General features: G+C 60.4%; 14 protein-coding genes, 2 tRNA genes and 1 pseudogene. 13 read left to right on the plus strand and 4 right to left on the minus strand.

The window, feature by feature from the left end; genetic code table 11:
• Positions 1-71 precede the first annotated feature (71 nt).
• The 3 genes from NN484_RS19670 to NN484_RS19680 all read left to right on the plus strand — a co-directional run bounded on the left by NN484_RS19670 (position 72) and on the right by NN484_RS19680 (position 4,677).
• Positions 72-1,259: an ATP phosphoribosyltransferase regulatory subunit gene (locus NN484_RS19670; protein ID WP_127649014.1), complete on the plus strand. Its 1,188-nt coding sequence runs from the start codon at positions 72-74 to the stop codon at positions 1,257-1,259.
• 54 nt (positions 1,260-1,313) lie between these two features.
• The gene (locus NN484_RS19675; RefSeq protein ID WP_127649015.1) at positions 1,314-2,603 is read left to right on the plus strand and encodes an adenylosuccinate synthase; all 1,290 of its coding nucleotides are present in this window, start codon (positions 1,314-1,316) and stop codon (positions 2,601-2,603) included.
• A gap of 139 nt (positions 2,604-2,742) precedes the next feature.
• A complete protein-coding gene (locus NN484_RS19680; protein WP_215501323.1) occupies positions 2,743-4,677 on the plus strand; it encodes a methyl-accepting chemotaxis protein in 1,935 nt (644 codons plus the stop codon).
• Between the two features lie 79 nt (positions 4,678-4,756).
• Here NN484_RS19680 and NN484_RS19685 read toward each other — a convergent pair whose 3' ends face one another.
• The 4 genes from NN484_RS19685 to NN484_RS19700 form a co-directional block, all read right to left on the minus strand.
• Positions 4,757-6,322: an ABC transporter permease gene (locus NN484_RS19685; RefSeq protein WP_274657696.1), complete on the minus strand. Its 1,566-nt coding sequence runs from the start codon at positions 6,320-6,322 to the stop codon at positions 4,757-4,759.
• Positions 6,322-7,332, minus strand: a complete 1,011-nt coding sequence (locus tag NN484_RS19690; protein WP_274657697.1) for an extracellular solute-binding protein — start codon at positions 7,330-7,332, stop codon at positions 6,322-6,324. The genes NN484_RS19685 and NN484_RS19690 overlap by 1 nt, the downstream gene beginning before the upstream one ends.
• A gap of 287 nt (positions 7,333-7,619) precedes the next feature.
• Positions 7,620-7,706 (minus strand) — tRNA-Leu (locus NN484_RS19695).
• A gap of 181 nt (positions 7,707-7,887) precedes the next feature.
• Positions 7,888-7,974, minus strand: a tRNA-Leu gene (locus NN484_RS19700).
• A gap of 225 nt (positions 7,975-8,199) precedes the next feature.
• Between NN484_RS19700 and rnr the strand changes: the two genes are divergently transcribed.
• The 10 genes and pseudogenes from rnr (at position 8,200) to NN484_RS19750 (ending at position 19,020) form a co-directional block, all read left to right on the plus strand.
• Positions 8,200-10,830: a ribonuclease R gene (gene rnr, locus NN484_RS19705; RefSeq protein ID WP_274657698.1), complete on the plus strand. Its 2,631-nt coding sequence runs from the start codon at positions 8,200-8,202 to the stop codon at positions 10,828-10,830.
• Positions 10,827-11,591, plus strand: a complete 765-nt coding sequence (gene rlmB / locus NN484_RS19710; protein ID WP_127649020.1) for a 23S rRNA (guanosine(2251)-2'-O)-methyltransferase RlmB — start codon at positions 10,827-10,829, stop codon at positions 11,589-11,591. The genes rnr and rlmB overlap by 4 nt, the downstream gene beginning before the upstream one ends.
• A 295-nt stretch (positions 11,592-11,886) precedes the next feature.
• On the plus strand, positions 11,887-12,309 hold the full coding sequence (gene rpsF, locus NN484_RS19715) for a 30S ribosomal protein S6 (RefSeq protein ID WP_003221133.1): 423 nt from the start codon (positions 11,887-11,889) through the stop codon (positions 12,307-12,309).
• Between the two features lie 28 nt (positions 12,310-12,337).
• Positions 12,338-12,568, plus strand: coding sequence for a 30S ribosomal protein S18 (gene rpsR, locus NN484_RS19720; protein ID WP_002551829.1), 231 nt, complete (start codon positions 12,338-12,340; stop codon positions 12,566-12,568).
• A 36-nt stretch (positions 12,569-12,604) separates the two neighbouring features.
• Positions 12,605-13,498, plus strand: a complete 894-nt coding sequence (locus NN484_RS19725) for a hypothetical protein (protein ID WP_064585714.1) — start codon at positions 12,605-12,607, stop codon at positions 13,496-13,498.
• 19 nt (positions 13,499-13,517) lie between these two features.
• Positions 13,518-13,964, plus strand: coding sequence for a 50S ribosomal protein L9 (rplI, locus tag NN484_RS19730; RefSeq protein ID WP_003221136.1), 447 nt, complete (start codon positions 13,518-13,520; stop codon positions 13,962-13,964).
• 120 nt (positions 13,965-14,084) lie between these two features.
• On the plus strand, positions 14,085-15,482 hold the full coding sequence (gene dnaB / locus NN484_RS19735; RefSeq protein ID WP_064585715.1) for a replicative DNA helicase: 1,398 nt from the start codon (positions 14,085-14,087) through the stop codon (positions 15,480-15,482).
• 231 nt (positions 15,483-15,713) lie between these two features.
• Positions 15,714-16,100 carry a hypothetical protein gene (locus tag NN484_RS19740; RefSeq protein ID WP_127649022.1) on the plus strand — a complete coding sequence of 129 codons (387 nt, stop codon included), beginning with the start codon at positions 15,714-15,716 and terminating at the stop codon, positions 16,098-16,100.
• Positions 16,101-16,216: 116 nt separating this feature from the next.
• A pseudogene (locus NN484_RS19745) lies at positions 16,217-16,441 on the plus strand (DnaB-like helicase C-terminal domain-containing protein); the annotation flags it as partial.
• 266 nt (positions 16,442-16,707) lie between these two features.
• Positions 16,708-19,020 (plus strand): YgiQ family radical SAM protein, encoded by a 2,313-nt coding sequence (locus NN484_RS19750; RefSeq protein ID WP_127649023.1) that lies wholly within the window; start codon positions 16,708-16,710, stop codon positions 19,018-19,020.
• Positions 19,021-19,190: the final 170 nt, after the last annotated feature.

Here is a 19,190-nt window from a genome sequence, read left to right on the forward strand (position 1 = left end):
GGTCGGTCATTTTCTGCTTCACTCAAGGCTCGCCCGCAGGCAGGCCGCCCGGATCAAAGGGGAATGGCGTAATGGCAACGGTAGACCGCTGGCTGCTGCCAGATGGCATCGAAGAAGTACTGCCACCGGAAGCGGCGCGCATTGAAGTCGCGCGTCGTCAGGTGTTGGATCTGTTCCAGAGCTGGGGTTACGAGTTTGTCGTGACTCCCCATATCGAGTACCTGGAATCCCTGCTGACCGGTGCGGGCCAGGACCTGGATCTGCGGACCTTCAAGGTCATCGACCCGCAGTCGGGCCGGCAGATGGGGTTCCGTGCCGACATCACGCCGCAAGTGGCGCGCATCGATGCGCACACCCTGCGTCGCGAAGGCCCGAGCCGTCTGTGCTACGCCGGCAGCGTGCTGCATGCCCAGCCGCGTGCACTGTCGTCCTCGCGCAGCCCGATCCAGTTGGGCGCCGAGTTGTACGGCGATGCCAGCCCGAGCAGCGACGTTGAAGTGATCAGCCTGATGCTGGCCATGTTGCAACTGGCCGATGTGCCGGATGTGCACATGGATCTCGGTCATGTCGGCATCTATCGTGGTCTGGCGCGTGCCGCCGGTCTGTCCGGTGAAGTCGAGCAGCAGTTGTTCGATGCGTTGCAACGCAAGGCCATCGACGAGGTCATTACCTTGACCGAAGGCCTGCCGGCCGATCTGTCCGACATGCTGCGGGCACTGGTCGACCTGTGTGGCGGACGTGAAGTGCTGGCCGCCGCCCGTGAGCGTTTGGCCAATGCACCGGCGCCGGTGCTGGCCGCGCTGGAAGACTTGCTGGCGATCGCCGAGCGTCTGTCAGTGCGTTTCCCGGATCTGCCGTTGTACTTCGATCTGGGCGAGCTGCGCGGCTATCACTACCACACCGGTGTGGTGTTCGCGGTGTTTGTACCAGGCGTGGGTCAGTCCATCGCTCAGGGTGGTCGTTACGATGACATCGGTGCCGACTTCGGTCGTGCCCGTCCGGCGACCGGCTTCTCTACCGATTTGAAAACCCTGGTGACCCTGGGGCGTGCTGAGATCGAGCTACCGTCTGGCGGTATCTGGATGCCTGACAGTACGGATGCGGCACTCTGGCAGCAGGTTTGCCAGTTGCGCAGTGAGGGTCAGCGTGTCGTTCAGGCGCTGCCTGGACAACCTTTGGCCGCCGCCCGTGATGCGGACTGCGACCGGCAATTGATTCAGCAGAACGGGCTTTGGCAAGTATCGCCACTGGCTTCTTGAGTTTTCCTGCCGGCCAACGCCGGCACCAAGTTTGCGCGAATGAGGACAAGTGTTATGGGTAAGAATGTCGTAGTCCTGGGCACCCAATGGGGTGATGAGGGCAAAGGCAAGATCGTTGATCTGCTGACCGAACATGCTGCCGCCGTAGTGCGCTACCAAGGTGGCCACAACGCTGGCCACACCCTGGTGATCGACGGCGAAAAAACCGTCTTGCACCTGATCCCGTCGGGCGTGCTGCGCGAAGGCGTGCAGTGCCTGATCGGCAACGGCGTGGTGGTTGCACCTGACGCCCTGCTGCGCGAGATCACCAAGCTGGAAGAGAAAGGCGTACCGGTGCGCGAGCGCCTGCGTATCAGCCCGTCCTGCCCGCTGATCCTGTCCTTCCACGTGGCGCTGGACCAGGCCCGTGAAAAGGCCCGTGGCGAGCTGAAGATCGGTACTACCGGTCGCGGCATCGGCCCGGCGTACGAAGACAAGGTTGCACGTCGTGGCCTGCGCGTTGGCGACCTGCTCAACATGCCGCGCTTCGAAGACAAGCTGCGTGAACTGGTGGACTACCACAACTTCATGCTGGTGGGTTACTACAAAGAGCCGGCCATCGAGTTCGAAAAGACTCTGGCCGAGTGCAAGGAATACGCTGAGCTGCTCAAGCCACTGATGCTGGACGTGACGGCCGAGCTGCACGACCTGCGCCGCGCCGGCAAAGACATCATGTTCGAAGGCGCCCAGGGTTCGTTGCTCGACATCGACCACGGTACCTATCCGTACGTGACCAGCTCCAACACCACCGCTGGTGGCGTGGCGACCGGTTCGGGCGTTGGCCCGATGTTCCTGGATTACATCCTGGGCATCACCAAGGCTTACACCACTCGCGTCGGTTCGGGCCCGTTCCCGACTGAGCTGTTTGACGAAGTCGGTGCGCACCTGGCCAAGCAAGGTCACGAGTTCGGCGCTACCACCGGCCGTGCCCGTCGTTGCGGCTGGTTCGATGCCGTTATCCTGCGTCGCGCTATCGATGTGAACAGCATTTCGGGTATCTGCCTGACCAAGCTGGACGTACTCGACGGTCTGGAAACCATCAACATCTGCACCGGCTACAAAGATGCACAAGGCAACGCCGTTGCTCCGACCGACGCTGACAGCTACGTAGGCCTGCAGCCTGTGTACGAAGAAGTGCCGGGCTGGACCGAATCGACCGTGGGCGCCAAGACCCTGGAAGAGCTGCCGGCTAACGCTCGTGCCTACATCAAACGCGTTGAAGCGTTGATCGGCGCGCCGATCGACATTATTTCGACGGGTCCGGATCGCAACGAAACCATCGTTCTGCGTCATCCGTTCGCTTGATAAGTCGTTGATGTAAAAAACAAAGGCCCCTTAATCGGGGCCTTTGTCGTTTATGCCGGTTGGACGGCATGACCTTTGCTGTAAATCTGTCTACAAGAGTGCCATCAAATTAATGGCGTCAGAAGTAGAGGGATTCACAGTGTCGGCCGTTCTCTCACTGTTACAAAGCCGTTTGTTGCGGCCCGTGTTCGTTACCCTTGGTATCGCCCTTTTGGTGCAAGTGCTCGTGGCGGTCGCCCTGACACGAAGCACGGTCACGGCGCTGGAGGCCGACCTCGGCGTTCGCCTGGGCGCCGACAGCCAGAAGCTCTCGGGCGAGCTGGAACAGGCCGGGCGTGAAGTCACGTCGAGTCTCGATAATCTGTCCTCAAGTACCCGCCAGCGTTTGACCGCCGGCTTGTCCGCGCGTCTGAAGGACGAGCAGGCACAGCTGCGTACGACTTTGGAAAAAGACCTGAAGGACTCGGCCAATGACATGGCCCAGTTGCTGGCCTCGGTCGCGCCTCGCGCCATGTGGGACAGCGACGTGCCGACCCTGTCCGAGTTCGCCCGGCGCGCCCAGCGCAATCCCAATGTGTTGTTCGTGGTCTACGACGACGCCACCGGGCAGCACCTGACCCGCTACCTCAACCGCGAAAACCCGATCAACAAGGCTCTGCTGGAAAAAGGCCAAGGCGAACGGGCACTGGACAAGGTGCTGGACGCGGCGAAAAACGATCCGTCGGTCTACTACCTCGAAGCCTCGATCAACCCCAATGGCGTGGAAATCGGCAAAGTGCTGATGGGCGTTTCGACGGCCTCGGTGGAAACCGATCTGGCCGCGCTCGACCAGCGCTTCTCGGCGCTGATCGCCAGCAGCGATCAACTGGTGGGCGACAGCCTCAAGGGCGCCGCCGCTGACAGCGCCGCAGCGATGCAGGCGCGCCTGCAGTCGGCGCAAACCACCGCGGCCGAGATGAAAGCCAACACCAGCAGCACCGTGCAGGACGCCGCTGCGACATTACGCTGGCGCATCGGCATGGGCCTGGCGCTGGTCGGCTGCGGCGTGCTGCTGTTGCTGGCGGTGGTGCTGGGGCATCGGGTGGTCAATCGTCTGAAGATGCTCAACGCGGCGATGGACGATCTGGCGGCGGGCGAGGGCGATCTGACCAAGCGCGTGCAGATCAACAGCAAGGACGAGATCGGCGACATGGCGTCGGCGGTCAATCGCTTTGTGGATAAGTTGCAGCCGATCGTGCGCGAGGCGGGTGACGTGGCCCAGCGTACCGGCGTGGAAATCGGCGCCATGACCCTGCGCAATGCCGGCGCCGACGCGGCGGCGGGGATGCAGCGCGATGAGGTGGCTGAGAGCCTGCGCGCGTTGTCGCAAATGGCCGACGAGGCGCAATCGGAAAGCCACGCGATGCAAGCGGCGTTGAAGCAGGTGGTGGACATCCGCCAGGCCACCGACGAAAACACCCGCACTTCAGCCAAGGTCGGCAGCCTGATCGAAGCGCTGGCCGGGCAGGTCGACACGGGGGCAAAAGTCATTGAGCGACTGGCGCAGCAGAGCGAACAGATTGAAGTGGTGCTGACGGTGATCCACGGCATCGCCGAGCAGACCAACCTGTTGGCGCTCAATGCGGCCATTGAAGCGGCACGGGCCGGCGAGACCGGGCGTGGTTTCGCAGTAGTGGCAGACGAAGTGCGCGCCTTGGCGAGCAAGACACAAAGCTCTACCGGCGATATTCAGGCGCACATCGTCGCGTTGCAGCAGGGCGCGCGTGAAGCGGTAGAAGCGATCGGTCAGGCCGGGCGTCAGGCCAGCGAAGGTTTGCTGGTGTTGCGCGACAGTGCGCGGTTGCAGCAATCGGTACAGGCGTCAGTCGAGCAGGTGCACGCGGCGATCGGCCTGGCCACGCAGGCAGCGGCGCATCAGGCGCAGGGCGCGCAAGCGGTGCGCGGGCGGGTCGAGACGATCCATGCCCAGGCCGAGAAAGCGGCTCAGGCGGTGGTGGAAACCACGGCGAGTGGCAAGGTGCTGGATGGCTTGGCGGCGCAGTTGAAGGCGAGCCTGGGGCAGTTCAGGGCCTAAGATCAAAAGATCGCAGCCTGCGGCAGCGCCTACAGGAAACGCAAATTCCCCTGTAGGCGCTGCCGCAGGCTGCAATCTTTCAGCGGCTCAGATACATCCGTGTCGTCAGCAGATACACCGGCAACCCCGACACCACGATTAGCAACGCCGCATAAGGCGCCGCCGCCGCGAACTCGACATTCGCCGTATGCGCCCAAACCTCGGTCGCCAAGGTGTTGAGCCCGGTCGGACTCAGCAACAGCGTCGCCGTCAGCTCCTTCATCGCATCCAGAAACACCAGGGCAAACGCCGCACCCAAGGCCGGAAAGATGATCGGCAGGGTTACCCGGCAAAACGCCGTGAACGACGACGCGCCCAGCGTACGTGCGGCTTCTTCCAGTTGCGGTGCCGCCTTGTTCAGTGCCGTGCGAATCGGCGCCTGCGCCAGTGGCAAAAACAGCAACGCGTAGGCAATCAGCAGCAATGCCGAAGTCTGGTACAGCGCCGGCACGTAATGCAGGGCGAAATACACCAGCGTCAACGCAATCACCAGCCCCGGCAGCGCGTGCAACAGATACGGCAGACGCTCGGCCCAGATCGCCAGTTGGCCCTTGTAACGGACCACCAGCAACCCGACCGGCACCGCCAGCAGCAGGCACAACGCCGCGCCGCCCAGTGACAAGGCCAGCGACGACAGCAGGGCTTCAGTGATCGCGGCGACCGGGAACGCTGCTGACGAACCGACCGCCAGCCAATACGCGAGCATGCCCAGCGGAATCCCGCTGCCGACGATCGCCAGCAGCAGGCAATACAACTGGCCAACCACGGCCCATGGCCCGAGACGGACTTGTTCGGCCTGACGCGCCGCGCCCTGACCGGTACGCACATGTCGGCCCTTGCCGCGTACGCGCAGCTCCAGCCACAGCAGGGCCAGACACAGCGCAAGCAATACCGCCGAAAGCATTGCCGCGTTGGCGTTGCTGAACTCCAGTTCGAATTGTTGATAGATCGCTGTGGTGAAGGTTTGCAGGCCGATGATCGACAGCGCGCCGAATTCCACCAGCATGTGCAGGGCAATCAGCAGCGAGCCGGCCAGCAGGGACGGCCAGAGCAGCGGCAGGGTGACGCGGAAAAACACGCCCCAGCGGTTCTGCCCCAAGGTGCGGGCGGACTCTTCGAGGGAGGGGTCGAGGTTGCGCAGGGTCGCTGCGACCGGCAGAAAGATCAGCGGGTATTTCGACAGGCTCATCACCAGAATCGCTCCGCCGAGGCCTTCGAACTGTGCACTCAACGAGACCCAGGTGAAGCTGCTGACAAACGCCGGCACGGCGAACGGCAGGCACAGAATCACGCCCCACAGGCGCCGTCCCGGCAGATTGCTGCGCTCCAGCAGCCAGGCCAGCGACAGGCCGATCACGCCGCAGGTGAGCGTCACGCCCACCATCAGCGCCAATGTGTTGCGCAACAAGCCGAACACATACGGGCGCCACAGCAAATGCAGTGCCTCGGCCCAGCCGGCCTGCCAGGCTTTCAGGCCGACGTAGGCCAGCGGCAACAGGCTCAGCAGCACCAGCAGCAATACCGGTAGCACCAGCCAGACCGACGGCCGCTTGCGCCGTGGCACGTAACCCCCGCGCGCGGCGGGGGCGGATAACGATGCGGCCATCAGTTCAGGCCAACTTCACGTTCCAGTTCCAGGGCTTCTTCGGCGTTGCCCAGGTCGGCCGGGGTGACATTCGGCGCTTGCAGTTCGCTGAATGGCTTGAGACCGCGATCCGATTCCATACCCTTGTGCAGCGGGTATTCGGCGGTGGTCTGAGTGATCACGCGCTGGCCTTCCTCACTGGCCATATAGGCAAGGAGCTGCTGGGCTTCTTTCGGGTGTTTGCTGGACTTCAATACTGCAGCGCTGGACACGGTGATCAGCCCGCCGACGTCGCCGTCGGTGAAATAGTGCAGTTTCGAGTCGAGTTGGCCTTTCTCGCGTTGCAGGGCGAACCAGTAGTAGTTGTTCACCAGGGCAGTGGCGACTTCACCGTTTTCCACGGCTTTGAGTGCGACCATGTTGTTGCTGTAGGTCTTGCCGAAGGCGCGCAGACCGGTCAGCCATTCTTCGGCGGCGTCGCGTCCGTGCACTTTGATGATGGCCACGGCTTGTTCCTGAAAGGCGCCGCTGGTTGGCACGAAGCCGACCTTGCCTTGCCATTTCGGATCGGAGAAGCCGAGTACCGATTGCGGCAGATCCTTTTCATCGATTAGCTTCGGGTTGTAGGCAACCACGCGAACTCGTGCGGTGACGCCGATCCAGGTGCCGTTGCCGGCGACATACTCTTTCGGCAATACGGCCAGCGTGGCGTCATCGGTCTTGGCCAGCAGGCCTTGTTCGCCAAGATTGTTCAGCGGCGGGGATTCTTCGGTGTAGATCACATCGGCGGGGGAGCGGCCGCCTTCTTCGATGACCTGGCTTGCAAGTTGGTTGCTGCTGCCCTTGCGCACATTGACGTGAATGCCGGTCTTGGCCTCGAAGGCTTTGGCGATCGCATCGCCGACTTCCTTGTGTTGACCGTTGTAGAGCGTCAGGGAAACCGCGTCGGCTGCCTGGGTGAGGGGAGTGGCGAGTGCCAGGCCGAGCAGGGTGAAGGTCAAGCCTCGGCGCAGGGTATTTCGAAACGTCATTCGCAGGGTTCCTCACTGTCGCATTGCAAAAACTTGCAACAATGATAAACGATATTGTTTCTCAAGTGCGCCTTGCAGGACGCCGCCTGCTCTGATACGACGGATTGCGCTGCCCTTGTAGGAGCTGCCGAAGGCTGCGATCTTTTGATTTGGCTTTTTTAAGAAGCAAAAGATCGCAGCCTTCGGCAGCTCCTACAGGGGAGTGTTTGGTTTTCAAATGCCAGAAACGCAAAAACCCGCTTTCGCGGGTTTTTGGGAAACTCAAGGTCATCACCTTGAATTTGAATTGGTGCCCAGAAGAAGACTCGAACTTCCACGACCGTAAGGTCACCAGCACCTGAAGCTGGCGTGTCTACCAATTTCACCATCTGGGCATTCATCGCGAGCGTTGCCGCTGTTGATGTGGCGCACTATACGGAGCGCTTTTTGATCTGTAAACCCCTGATTTAATTTTAATTAATCGGTTTTAACAAATCCGTTCCTTAGAATGCAAAAAACCCGCTTTCGCGGGTTTTTGTGTGAGTCTTGAAACTGATCTAGTCTCAAACTCGAAATTGGTGCCCAGGAGAAGACTCGAACTTCCACGACCGTAAGGTCACCAGCACCTGAAGCTGGCGTGTCTACCAATTTCACCACCTGGGCATCTCGTCAACGTATGTACGTCGTCGATGGCGCGCACTATACGGAGCGCCTTTTTAACTGTAAACCCCTGCCAGCAAAAAAAATGATTTTTTTTACCGACGGTGTTCAAAAGGGCTTTCAGGCGTCGATACAAGGCTTTAGAAGAGCCTTATAGAGTGGGAAATTTCCCGTTTGATGGCGCCTATGCCAAACTAACCCGCATATAGACAAGGTGAAAACTCTCTAATGGCCGATTGGCAGTCCCTCGATCCCGAGGCCGCTCGTGAAGCGGAAAAATATGATAACCCTATTCCCAGCCGCGAACTGATCCTTCAGCACCTTGCTGATCGGGGTTCGCCCGCTGCCCGCGAGCAACTGGTCGAAGAGTTTGGTCTGACCACAGAAGACCAGATCGAAGCCCTGCGCCGCCGCCTGCGCGCCATGGAGCGCGACGCTCAATTGATCTATACCCGCCGTGGCACCTATGCGCCGGTGGACAAGCTCGACCTGATCCTCGGCCGCATCAGCGGTCACCGTGACGGTTTCGGCTTCCTGGTGCCGGACGATGGCAGCGATGACCTGTTCATGAGTCCGGCGCAAATGCGTCTGGTGTTCGACGGTGACCGTGCCCTGGCCCGCGTTTCCGGTCTCGACCGTCGCGGTCGCCGCGAAGGCGTGATCGTTGAGGTGGTGTCCCGTGCTCACGAGAGCATCGTCGGTCGTTACTTCGAAGAGGGCGGTATCGGTTTCGTCGTGGCCGACAACCCGAAGATCCAGCAGGAAGTGCTGGTTACTCCGGGTCGCAACGCCAATGCCCAGATCGGTCAGTTCGTCGAGGTGAAAATCACCCACTGGCCGACCCCGCGCTTCCAGCCGCAAGGCGATGTGATCGAAGTCGTCGGCAACTACATGGCGCCGGGCATGGAGATCGACGTTGCTCTGCGCACCTACGATATCCCGCACGTCTGGCCTGAGGCGGTGCTCAAAGAAGCCGCCAAGCTCAAGCCTGAAGTCGAAGAGAAAGACAAAGAGAAACGCATCGACCTGCGCCATCTGCCGTTCGTCACCATCGACGGCGAAGACGCTCGCGACTTCGACGATGCGGTTTATTGCGAAGCCAAACCGGGCAAGCTGCGCCTGTTCTCCGGCGGCTGGAAGTTGTACGTGGCGATTGCCGACGTCTCCAGCTATGTGAAAATCGGTTCGGCGCTGGACAACGAAGCCCAGGTGCGCGGCAACTCGGTGTACTTCCCTGAGCGCGTGGTGCCGATGCTGCCTGAGCAGCTGTCCAACGGCCTGTGCTCGCTGAACCCGCACGTTGATCGTCTGGCCATGGTTTGCGAGATGACCATCTCCAAGACCGGCGAAATGACCGACTACTGCTTCTATGAGGCGGTGATTCACTCCCACGCGCGTCTGACCTACAACAAGGTCAGCGCGATGCTGGAAACCCCGAAAGCCACTGAAGCCCGTAAGCTTCGCGGCGAATACACCGACGTGGTGCCGCACCTCAAGCAGCTTTATGCACTGTACAAAGTGTTGCTGGCGGCCCGTCACGTGCGTGGCGCGATCGATTTCGAAACTCAGGAAACCCGGATCATCTTCGGTTCCGAGCGCAAGATTGCCGAAATCCGCCCGACCACCCGTAATGATGCGCACAAGCTGATCGAGGAATGCATGCTGGCGGCCAACGTGGCCACTGCCGAATTCCTCAAGAAGCACGAGATCCCTGCGCTGTACCGCGTCCACGACGGCCCGCCACCGGAGCGTCTGGAAAAACTGCGCGCTTTCCTTGGCGAGCTCGGCCTGTCCCTGCACAAAGGCAAGGATGGCCCGTCGCCGAAGGACTATCAGGCCCTGTTGGCGAGCATCAAGGACCGTCCGGACTTCCACTTGATCCAGACCGTGATGCTGCGCTCCCTGAGCCAGGCGGTGTACAGCGCCCAGAACGAAGGCCACTTCGGCCTGAACTACGAAGCCTATACCCACTTCACCTCGCCGATCCGTCGTTACCCGGACCTGCTCACGCACCGCGCCATCCGCAGCGTGATCCATTCGAAACAGGACACCCCGCACGTTCGTCGTGCCGGTGCGATGACCATTCCGAAGGCGCGCATCTATCCGTACGACGAAGCGGCGCTGGAGCAACTCGGCGAGCAGTGCTCGATGAGCGAACGTCGCGCCGACGAAGCGACCCGCGACGTGGTGAACTGGCTCAAGTGCGAGTTCATGAAGGACCGCGTGGGCGAATCGTTCCCGGGCGTGATCACCGCCGTGACCGGTTTTGGTCTGTTCGTCGAGCTGACCGATATTTACGTCGAAGGTCTGGTACACGTCACCGCGCTGCCGGGCGACTACTACCACTTCGATCCTGTGCATCACCGCCTGGCGGGCGAGCGCACCGGTCGCAGCTTCCGTCTTGGCGATACCGTTGAAGTGCGGGTCATGCGCGTCGACCTCGACGAGCGCAAGATCGACTTCGAGATGGCGGAAAAAACCATCAGCGCACCGATCGGCCGCAAGAAACGTGGCGCCGAAACCACAGCGCCTGCGGCCAAGGCCGTGGAAGACAAGGCCCCGGCGAAAACCGCCAGCCGTCGTCCCGCCAAGGAAAAAGCGGCCGAAGCCTATCGCCCGAGCGATGCCGTGGCGAAAAACGCCGAGCTGCGCAAAAGCCGTGAATTGAAGAAGGCCTTGCTGGCCGAAGCCAAAAGCGGTGGTAAAGCGGCGTCTGGGGGAAAGACCGGACGGTCGGCGCCTGACAAGGCGACCGGCGGCAAGCCAGCCAAACCGAGCAAACACCGTAAAGGCCCGCCGAAAGCGGGTTCTGCTCCAGCCAAAAGTGGCGGGGCACGTAAACCGAAGGCGAAGTCATGAGTCAGTTGGAAAAAATCTACGGCGTTCACGCGGTAGAAGCGTTGCTGCGTCACCACCCTAAACGCGTCAAGCAGATCTGGCTGGCCGAAAGCCGCAACGATCCGCGCGTGCAGACCCTGATCGAACTGGCCAACGAAAATCGTGTGCAGGTCGGTCAGGCCGAGCGCCGCGAAATGGATGCCTGGGTTGAAGGTGTGCACCAGGGTGTGGTCGCCGACGTCAGTCCGAGCCAGGTCTGGGGTGAGGCGATGCTCGACGAGTTGCTCGATCGCACCGAAGGCGCGCCGCTATTGCTGGTGCTGGACGGTGTGACCGACCCGCACAACCTCGGCGCCTGCCTGCGCTCGGCGGATGCTGCCGGCGCGCTGGCAGTGATTGTGCCCAAGGACAAGTCGGCGACCCTGACGCCGGTGGTGCGTAAAGTGGCGTGCGGCGCGGCGGAAGTGATTCCGCTGGTGGCGGTGACCAACCTGGCGCGCACCCTGGAAAAGCTCCAGCAGCGCGGTCTGTGGGTTGTCGGTACGGCGGGTGAGGCCGAGGTCAGCATTTATGACCAGGACCTGACCGGCCCGACCATCCTGATCATGGGCGCCGAAGGCAAAGGCATGCGTCGCCTGACTCGCGAGCATTGCGACTATCTGGTGAACCTGCCGATGGCCGGTAGCGTCAGCAGCCTCAACGTGTCCGTGGCGACTGGCGTGTGCCTGTTCGAAGCGCAGCGTCAGCGCGGCGCCAAGGCCAAGGCTGCAGTCAAGAAGTAAACCTCTCTGTGTGGCTTGTAGGAGCTGCCGAGTAAAACGAGGCTGCGATCTTTTGATCTTGTTTTGAAAAATCAAAGTCAAAAGATCGCAGCCTTCGGCAGCTCCTACAGGTGTCTCCCGGTGATTGTTCAAATAATCACCAATTGCCTTGCACCTCTGCAGTCCCTTCTCTACAATTGCGCCCCTTGCTGTGACGGCAGGCACGCATGTGCCCCGCGCCAGCAAGTCCATAAGTGTCATTCACTCCTTGTCTGACCGTTTTTGAGCGGCAGGCTACAACCCGTAAGGAGCATTCATGCGTCATTACGAAATCATCTTTCTGGTCCACCCTGACCAGAGCGAGCAAGTCGGCGGCATGGTTGAGCGTTACACCAAGCTGATCGAAGAAGACGGCGGCAAAATCCACCGTCTGGAAGACTGGGGCCGTCGTCAACTGGCCTACGCAATCAACAATGTTCACAAGGCTCACTACGTGATGCTGAACGTTGAGTGCACTGGCAAGGCCCTGGCCGAGCTGGAAGACAACTTCCGCTACAACGATGCAGTGATCCGTAACCTGGTCATCCGTCGCGACGAAGCCGTTACCGGCCAGTCCGAGATGCTCAAGGCTGAAGAAAACCGCAGTGAGCGCCGTGAGCGTCGCGACCGTCCTGAGCACTCCGACGCTGATGGCGTTGAGGGTGATGACAGCGACAACAGCGATAACGCTGACGAGTAATCCACGGACCTTTTAAGGAGCCTATCAAATGGCACGTTTCTTCCGTCGTCGTAAATTCTGCCGCTTCACCGCTGAAGACGTGAAAGAGATCGATTACAAAGATCTCAACACTCTGAAAGCCTACGTATCCGAGACCGGCAAAATCGTTCCAAGCCGCATCACCGGTACCAAAGCTCGTTATCAGCGTCAGCTGGCCACCGCTATCAAGCGCGCCCGCTTCCTGGCCCTGCTGGCCTACACCGACAGCCACGGCCGCTGAGACCGGGCAGTCGACAAGTAGCAAAGGATTGAATGCATGCGTGCCTTAGCTGAGTTCATCATGCGAGGCCGTATGCAGGCCACTCTCGTGGTGGCCGGATGTGCAACATTGCCGTTGTTGTATTGGTTGGGTGCTGCCGCCGGGAGCCTGGTGCTTCTGCGGCGCGGACTGACGGACGCCCTGGGTGTTCTGTCTCTGGGGCTGCTGCCAGCGTTGATCTGGTGGCTGTATGCCGATGACCCACGGGCACTTCTGGTGCTGCTGGGGTCTTCGGGGCTTGCGTTGGTTTTGCGCGCAAGCGAGTCCTGGGTTCGCACGCTGCTGGTCAGCGTAGTGATTGGAGTGGTGTTTTCAGTGGTGCTCGGGGCGGCGTTTGCGGCCCAGATCGAGATGCTCGCGCAGGCCTTGATAAAGGTCATGCCGGCGCTTCTTGGTGATACCTACAAGCAATTGTCGGTCGATGAGCAAGCGCGGTTCGCGTCCCTGATTGCACCAGTCCTGACCGGACTGATTGCGGCATTGTTGCAGATCGTCAGCGTGCTGAGCCTGATTGTCGGGCGGCATTGGCAGGCGTTGTTGTACAACCCGGGTGGTTTTGGTCGCGAGTTTCGCGCCATCCGGATACCGCTGGGGCCGGCGATGTTGCTGCTGGCGTTGATGCTTCTGGGCCCGAATCTCGGTGCACAGATGGCCATGTTGACGCCGTTGTGCAGCGTACCGCTGGTGTTCGCCGGACTGGCCCTGATTCACGGGCTGGTCGGGCAGAAGCGACTGGCCGGTTTCTGGCTGGTGGGGTTGTACGTCACGCTGCTGCTGTTCATGCAGCTGATCTATCCGTTGCTCGTGGTTCTGGCCATTGTCGACAGCCTGATTGATTTTCGCGGTCGTCACGTGTCGAAAGACACCGATAACGCGAACGGTGAAGGTTAAAAGTTAAGAGGATTTCCACATGCAACTGATCCTTCTGGAAAAAATCGCCAACCTGGGCAACCTGGGCGACAAAGTAAACGTTAAGGCCGGTTACGGCCGTAACTACCTGCTGCCTTTCGGCAAAGCTACCGCTGCGACCGCTGCCAACCTGGCTGCGTTCGAAGAGCGTCGCGCTGAGCTGGAAAAAGCCGCCGCAGACCGTAAAGCATCGGCTGAAAGCCGTGCTGCCCAACTGGCCGAGCTGGAAGTGACCATCACTGCCACCGCTGGCGACGAAGGCAAGCTGTTCGGTTCGATCGGTACTCACGACATCGCTGATGCACTGACCGCTTCCGGCGTTGAAGTGCAGAAGAGCGAAGTTCGTCTGCCGAACGGCACCATCCGCAACGTGGGTGAATTCGACGTGGCTGTGCACCTGCACGCCGAAGTTGAAGCCACCGTACGCGTTGTCGTGGTAGCAGCTTAAGCAACACTTGTCGGCTGGCACCCTCGGGTGCTTGCCGGTAACATCGGGCACGATCCTGTTTACAGGTCGTGCCCTTTGTCTTTCTGGTACTCCCGTTTTCAAACCTGACTCCAAGTGGCCATGAACGAAATCTCCGCTCCCGAGCAATACGACCTGCAAACCGCCGCGCTGAAAGTGCCGCCGCATTCCATCGAGGCCGAACAGGCCGTACTCGGTGGTCTGATGCTGGACAACAACGCCTGGGAACGCGTGCTCGATCAAGTCTCCGACGGCGATTTCTACCGGCATGACCACCGTTTGATCTTCCGTGCGATCGCCAAACTGGCCGATCAGAACATGCCGATCGACGTCGTGACCCTTGCCGAGCAATTGGACAAGGAAGGTCAGACGTCCCAGGTCGGCGGCCTCGGTTACCTGGGCGAACTGGCGAAAAACACGCCATCGGTCGCCAACATCAAGGCCTATGCGCAGATCGTTCGCCAGCGTGCGACGTTGCGCCAGTTGATCGGCATCAGCACCGAAATCGCCGACGCCGCCTTCAACCCTGAAGGCCGCACCGCCGAAGAGATCCTCGATGAAGCCGAACGGCAGATCTTCCAGATCGCCGAAGCGCGGCCCAAAACCGGCGGCCCTGTAGGGGTCAACGAACTGTTGACCAAGGCCATCGATCGCATCGACACCCTGTTCAACACCGCCGACGCAATCACCGGCCTGTCCACCGGCTACACCGACCTCGACGAGAAAACCAGCGGCCTGCAGCCGTCCGACCTGATCATCGTCGCCGGTCGTCCGTCGATGGGTAAGACCACCTTCGCGATGAACCTGGTGGAAAACGCCGTACTGCGCAGCGACAAGGCGGTGCTGGTGTACTCCCTCGAGATGCCAGGCGAATCGCTGATCATGCGTATGCTCTCGTCCCTGGGCCGTATCGACCAGACCAAGGTGCGTTCCGGCCAACTGGAGGACGACGACTGGCCGCGCCTGACCTCGGCGGTCAACCTGCTCAACGACCGCAAGTTGTTCATCGATGACACCGCCGGTATCAGCCCGTCGGAAATGCGCGCGCGGACCCGGCGACTGGTGCGCGAGCACGGCGATGTCGGCCTGATCATGATCGACTACCTGCAGTTGATGCAGATCCCGGGCTCCAGCGGTGACAACCGGACCAACGAGATTTCCGAGATCTCGCGATCCCTCAAAGCCCTGGCCAAGGAATTCAACTGCCCGGTGGTGGCGCTGTCGCAGCTCAACCGTTCCCTGGAGCAACGTCCCAACAAGCGCCCGGTGAACTCCGACTTGCGGGAATCCGGAGCGATCGAGCAGGACGCCGACGTCATCATGTTCGTGTACCGGGACGAGGTGTATCACCCGGAAACCGAGCACAAGGGCATTGCCGAAATCATCATCGGCAAGCAGCGGAACGGCCCGATCGGCTTTATCCGCTTGGCGTTTATCGGTAAATACACGCGATTCGAAAACCTGGCACCGGGCAGTTACAACTTCGACGACGACGAGTAATTCGAACTCAGCGAAGCACCTTGTGTGCTTGTAAGATGCATGGCATTACGCCACAGCATCTTCCTGCCCACGGAGTCAGGCAATTGACAGGTGTCTCAGCCGCGTATGCCTTGTGCCCTGGCGGCTTCCACCGTTAGTCGGGAATCCTCCCATACCTGTCAACTTTGACAGTAGGCGGGTTTTTTGGTGTGCGTTTAAATGGCTCCTCCTCAACAGCAAGGAGCTTGCACCATGACTATTTCGGATACTCAATCGGCGTCGGATAGAAAGCAGTATGCCTTGAACATATGTACTGTCGAACCGGGAAAATCACCGGTAGATCACGTAGGTGGTGTAGGTGGGAGGCCATTTTCTTATGAGGAATTCAAAAACCGGACGGTCGGAGTGAGGGTAAGTACCTTGTCCTCGGTTGGTGAAACTGTCACGGTGACTCTTTTGGGTCCTGGCAAGACGGTGCTTGAGAAGGTCAGTGTTGATGTTGGGCCCAACGAGGCTGTATACCTGATGTTCGGCCACAAATACACGCCCTCTCAGTTTCCTCGATCGACCTTTGAAGGATGGGCTGCCGATGGAGGCGATCCATACGATCAGCGCGGATCGATAGTCTACTTTAATTAAAGAAATCGCCTAACGGACCCTGTCCTGGTGACAGGGATCCTTTAGGTCAAGGAATGCAACTCTCCGGTGATTCATCTTTTCTTGTTCAATCCCTCCCCATAGATACCGCTGAACCCGACTTGCGGGAATCCGGAGCGATCGAGCAGGACGCCGACGTCATCATGTTCGTGTACCGGGACGAGGTGTATCACCCGGAAACCGAGCACAAGGGCATTGCCGAAATCATCATCGGCAAGCAGCGGAACGGCCCGATCGGCTTTATCCGCTTGGCGTTTATCGGTAAATACACGCGATTCGAAAACCTGGCGCCGGGCAGTTACAACTTCGACGACGACGAATAACGCGAAGCCCTGTGGCTAGAGAGCTTTTGTGGCGAGGGGGCTTGCCCCCGTTGGGCAGCGAAGCGGCCCCAATGCTCATTCTGCTAAACCGCATCTTCAGTATTTACGACTGCTTCGCGGCCGAGCGGGACGGTGCGACGATTCGACAAGTCCCCTCGCCACAGTAGGGCGCTGGCAATTTCCGACCACAACCGTCGGAATTGGTCAAAATTTGTGCTATATTCCGCGCCCGCGAAATTCAATGAAAGCCAACACCGGTTATCGACATGCAAGCAGCCAAGCCGTTATTTGACTATCCAAAGTACTGGGCCGAATGTTTCGGGCCAGCGCCATTCCTGCCGATGAGCAGGGAGGAGATGGATCAGCTCGGCTGGGATTCCTGCGACATCATCATCGTCACCGGTGATGCCTACGTCGATCACCCGTCGTTCGGCATGGCGATCATCGGCCGGCTGCTGGAGTCCCAGGGCTTTCGCGTCGGGATCATTGCCCAGCCGAACTGGCAGTCCAAAGACGACTTCATGAAGCTCGGCGAGCCGAACCTGTTCTTCGGCGTCGCGGCCGGCAACATGGACTCGATGATCAACCGCTACACCGCGGACAAGAAAATCCGTTCCGACGACGCCTACACCCCGGGTGGCATGGCCGGCAAACGTCCGGATCGCGCGAGCCTGGTCTACAGCCAGCGCTGCAAGGAAGCCTACAAGCACGTGCCGATCGTACTCGGCGGCATCGAAGCCTCGCTGCGTCGCATCGCTCACTACGACTACTGGCAGGATCGCGTGCGCAACTCGATCCTGATCGACGCCAGCGCTGACATTCTGCTGTACGGCAACGCCGAGCGCGCCATTGTCGAAGTGGCCCAGCGTCTGTCTTACGGTCACAAGATCGAAGACATCACCGACGTGCGCGGCACCGCGTTCATCCGCCGTGACACGCCGCAAGGCTGGTACGAAGTCGACTCCACGCGTATCGATCGTCCGGGCAAGATCGACAAGATCATCAACCCGTACGTGAACACCCAGGACACCCAGGCCTGCGCCATCGAGCAAGAAAAGGGCCCGGTGGATGATCCCGAGGAAGCCAAGGTCGTACAGATCCTGGCCAGCCCGCGCATGACCCGCGACAAGACCGTGATCCGCCTGCCGTCGATGGAAAAGGTGCGTAACGACCCGGTCTTGTACGCCCACGCCAACCGCGTGCTGCACCTGGAAACCAACCCGGGCAACGCCCGTGCGCTGGTGCAGAAGCATGGCGAGATCGACGTCTGGTTCAACCCGCCGCCGATTCCGATGACCACTGAAGAAATGGACTACGTGTTCGGCATGCCTTACGCACGGGTTCCGCACCCGGCGTACGGCAAGGAGAAGATCCCGGCCTACGACATGATCCGTTTCTCGGTGAACATCATGCGTGGCTGCTTCGGCGGCTGCACCTTCTGCTCGATCACCGAGCACGAAGGCCGGATCATCCAGAACCGTTCCGAAGAGTCGATCATTCGCGAAATCGAAGAGATCCGCGACAAGGTTCCAGGCTTCACCGGCGTCATTTCCGACCTCGGCGGCCCGACCGCGAACATGTACCGCATCGCCTGCAAGAGCCCGGAAATCGAATCCGCGTGCCGCAAGCCGTCCTGCGTGTTCCCGGGCATCTGCCCGAACCTGAACACCGACCATTCGTCGCTGATTCAGCTGTATCGCAGCGCCCGTGCCTTGCCGGGTGTGAAGAAGATCCTGATCGCCTCCGGCCTGCGTTATGACCTTGCGGTCGAGTCGCCGGAGTACGTCAAAGAGCTGGTGACCCACCACGTCGGCGGGTACCTGAAGATCGCCCCGGAACACACCGAGGAAGGTCCGCTCAACCAGATGATGAAACCGGGTATCGGTACTTACGACCGCTTCAAGCGCATGTTCGAGAAGTACACCAAGGAAGCCGGCAAAGAGCAGTATCTGATTCCGTACTTCATCGCCGCGCACCCGGGCACCACCGATGAAGACATGATGAACCTGGCGCTGTGGCTCAAAGGCAACGGGTTCCGTGCCGACCAGGTGCAGGCGTTCTACCCGTCGCCGATGGCCACCGCCACCGCGATGTACCACTCGGGCAAGAACCCGCTGCGCAAGGTCACCTACAAGAGCGACGGTGTGACCATCGTCAAGAGCGAGGAGCAGCGTCGTCTGCACAAGGCGTTCCTGCGTTATCACGACCCGAAAGGCTGGCCGATGCTGCGTGAAGCGCTGATCCGCATGGGCCGCGCCGACCTGATCGGGCCGGGCAAGAACCAGTTGATCCCGCTGCACCAGCCGGCCACCGACAGCTACCAGAGCGCCCGTCGCAAGAATTCGACGCCAGCCGGCAGCCACAAGGTCGCGAAAGAGGGCAAAGAGAAGACCACCAAGATTCTCACCCAGCACAACGGCTTGCCACCGCGTGCCAGTGACGGTGGCAACCCATGGGACAAGCGTGAACAGGCCAAGGCGGCGGCATTTGCCCGCAACCAGCAGGCGGCCAAGGAGCGCAAGGAAGCCGCGAAAGGCAAAGGGCCGAAGCCGGCTCGCAAGCCAGTGGTACCGCGCTAAGTCGCTTTTTGGTTCAACAGAACGCCAACCTTCGGGTTGGCGTTTTTTTTGGGGTCAAAAAGATCGCAGCCTTCGGCAGCTCCTACATTAGGTCGTGCGTTTCCCAGTAGGCGCTGCCGAAGGCTCGATCTTTTGATCTTCGCCACATTTAGGCGCAACTTCCTCAATCC

It is taken from the genome of Pseudomonas serboccidentalis (assembly GCF_028830055.1).
In the GTDB taxonomy this organism is placed as follows: Bacteria; Pseudomonadota; Gammaproteobacteria; order Pseudomonadales; family Pseudomonadaceae; genus Aquipseudomonas; species Aquipseudomonas serboccidentalis.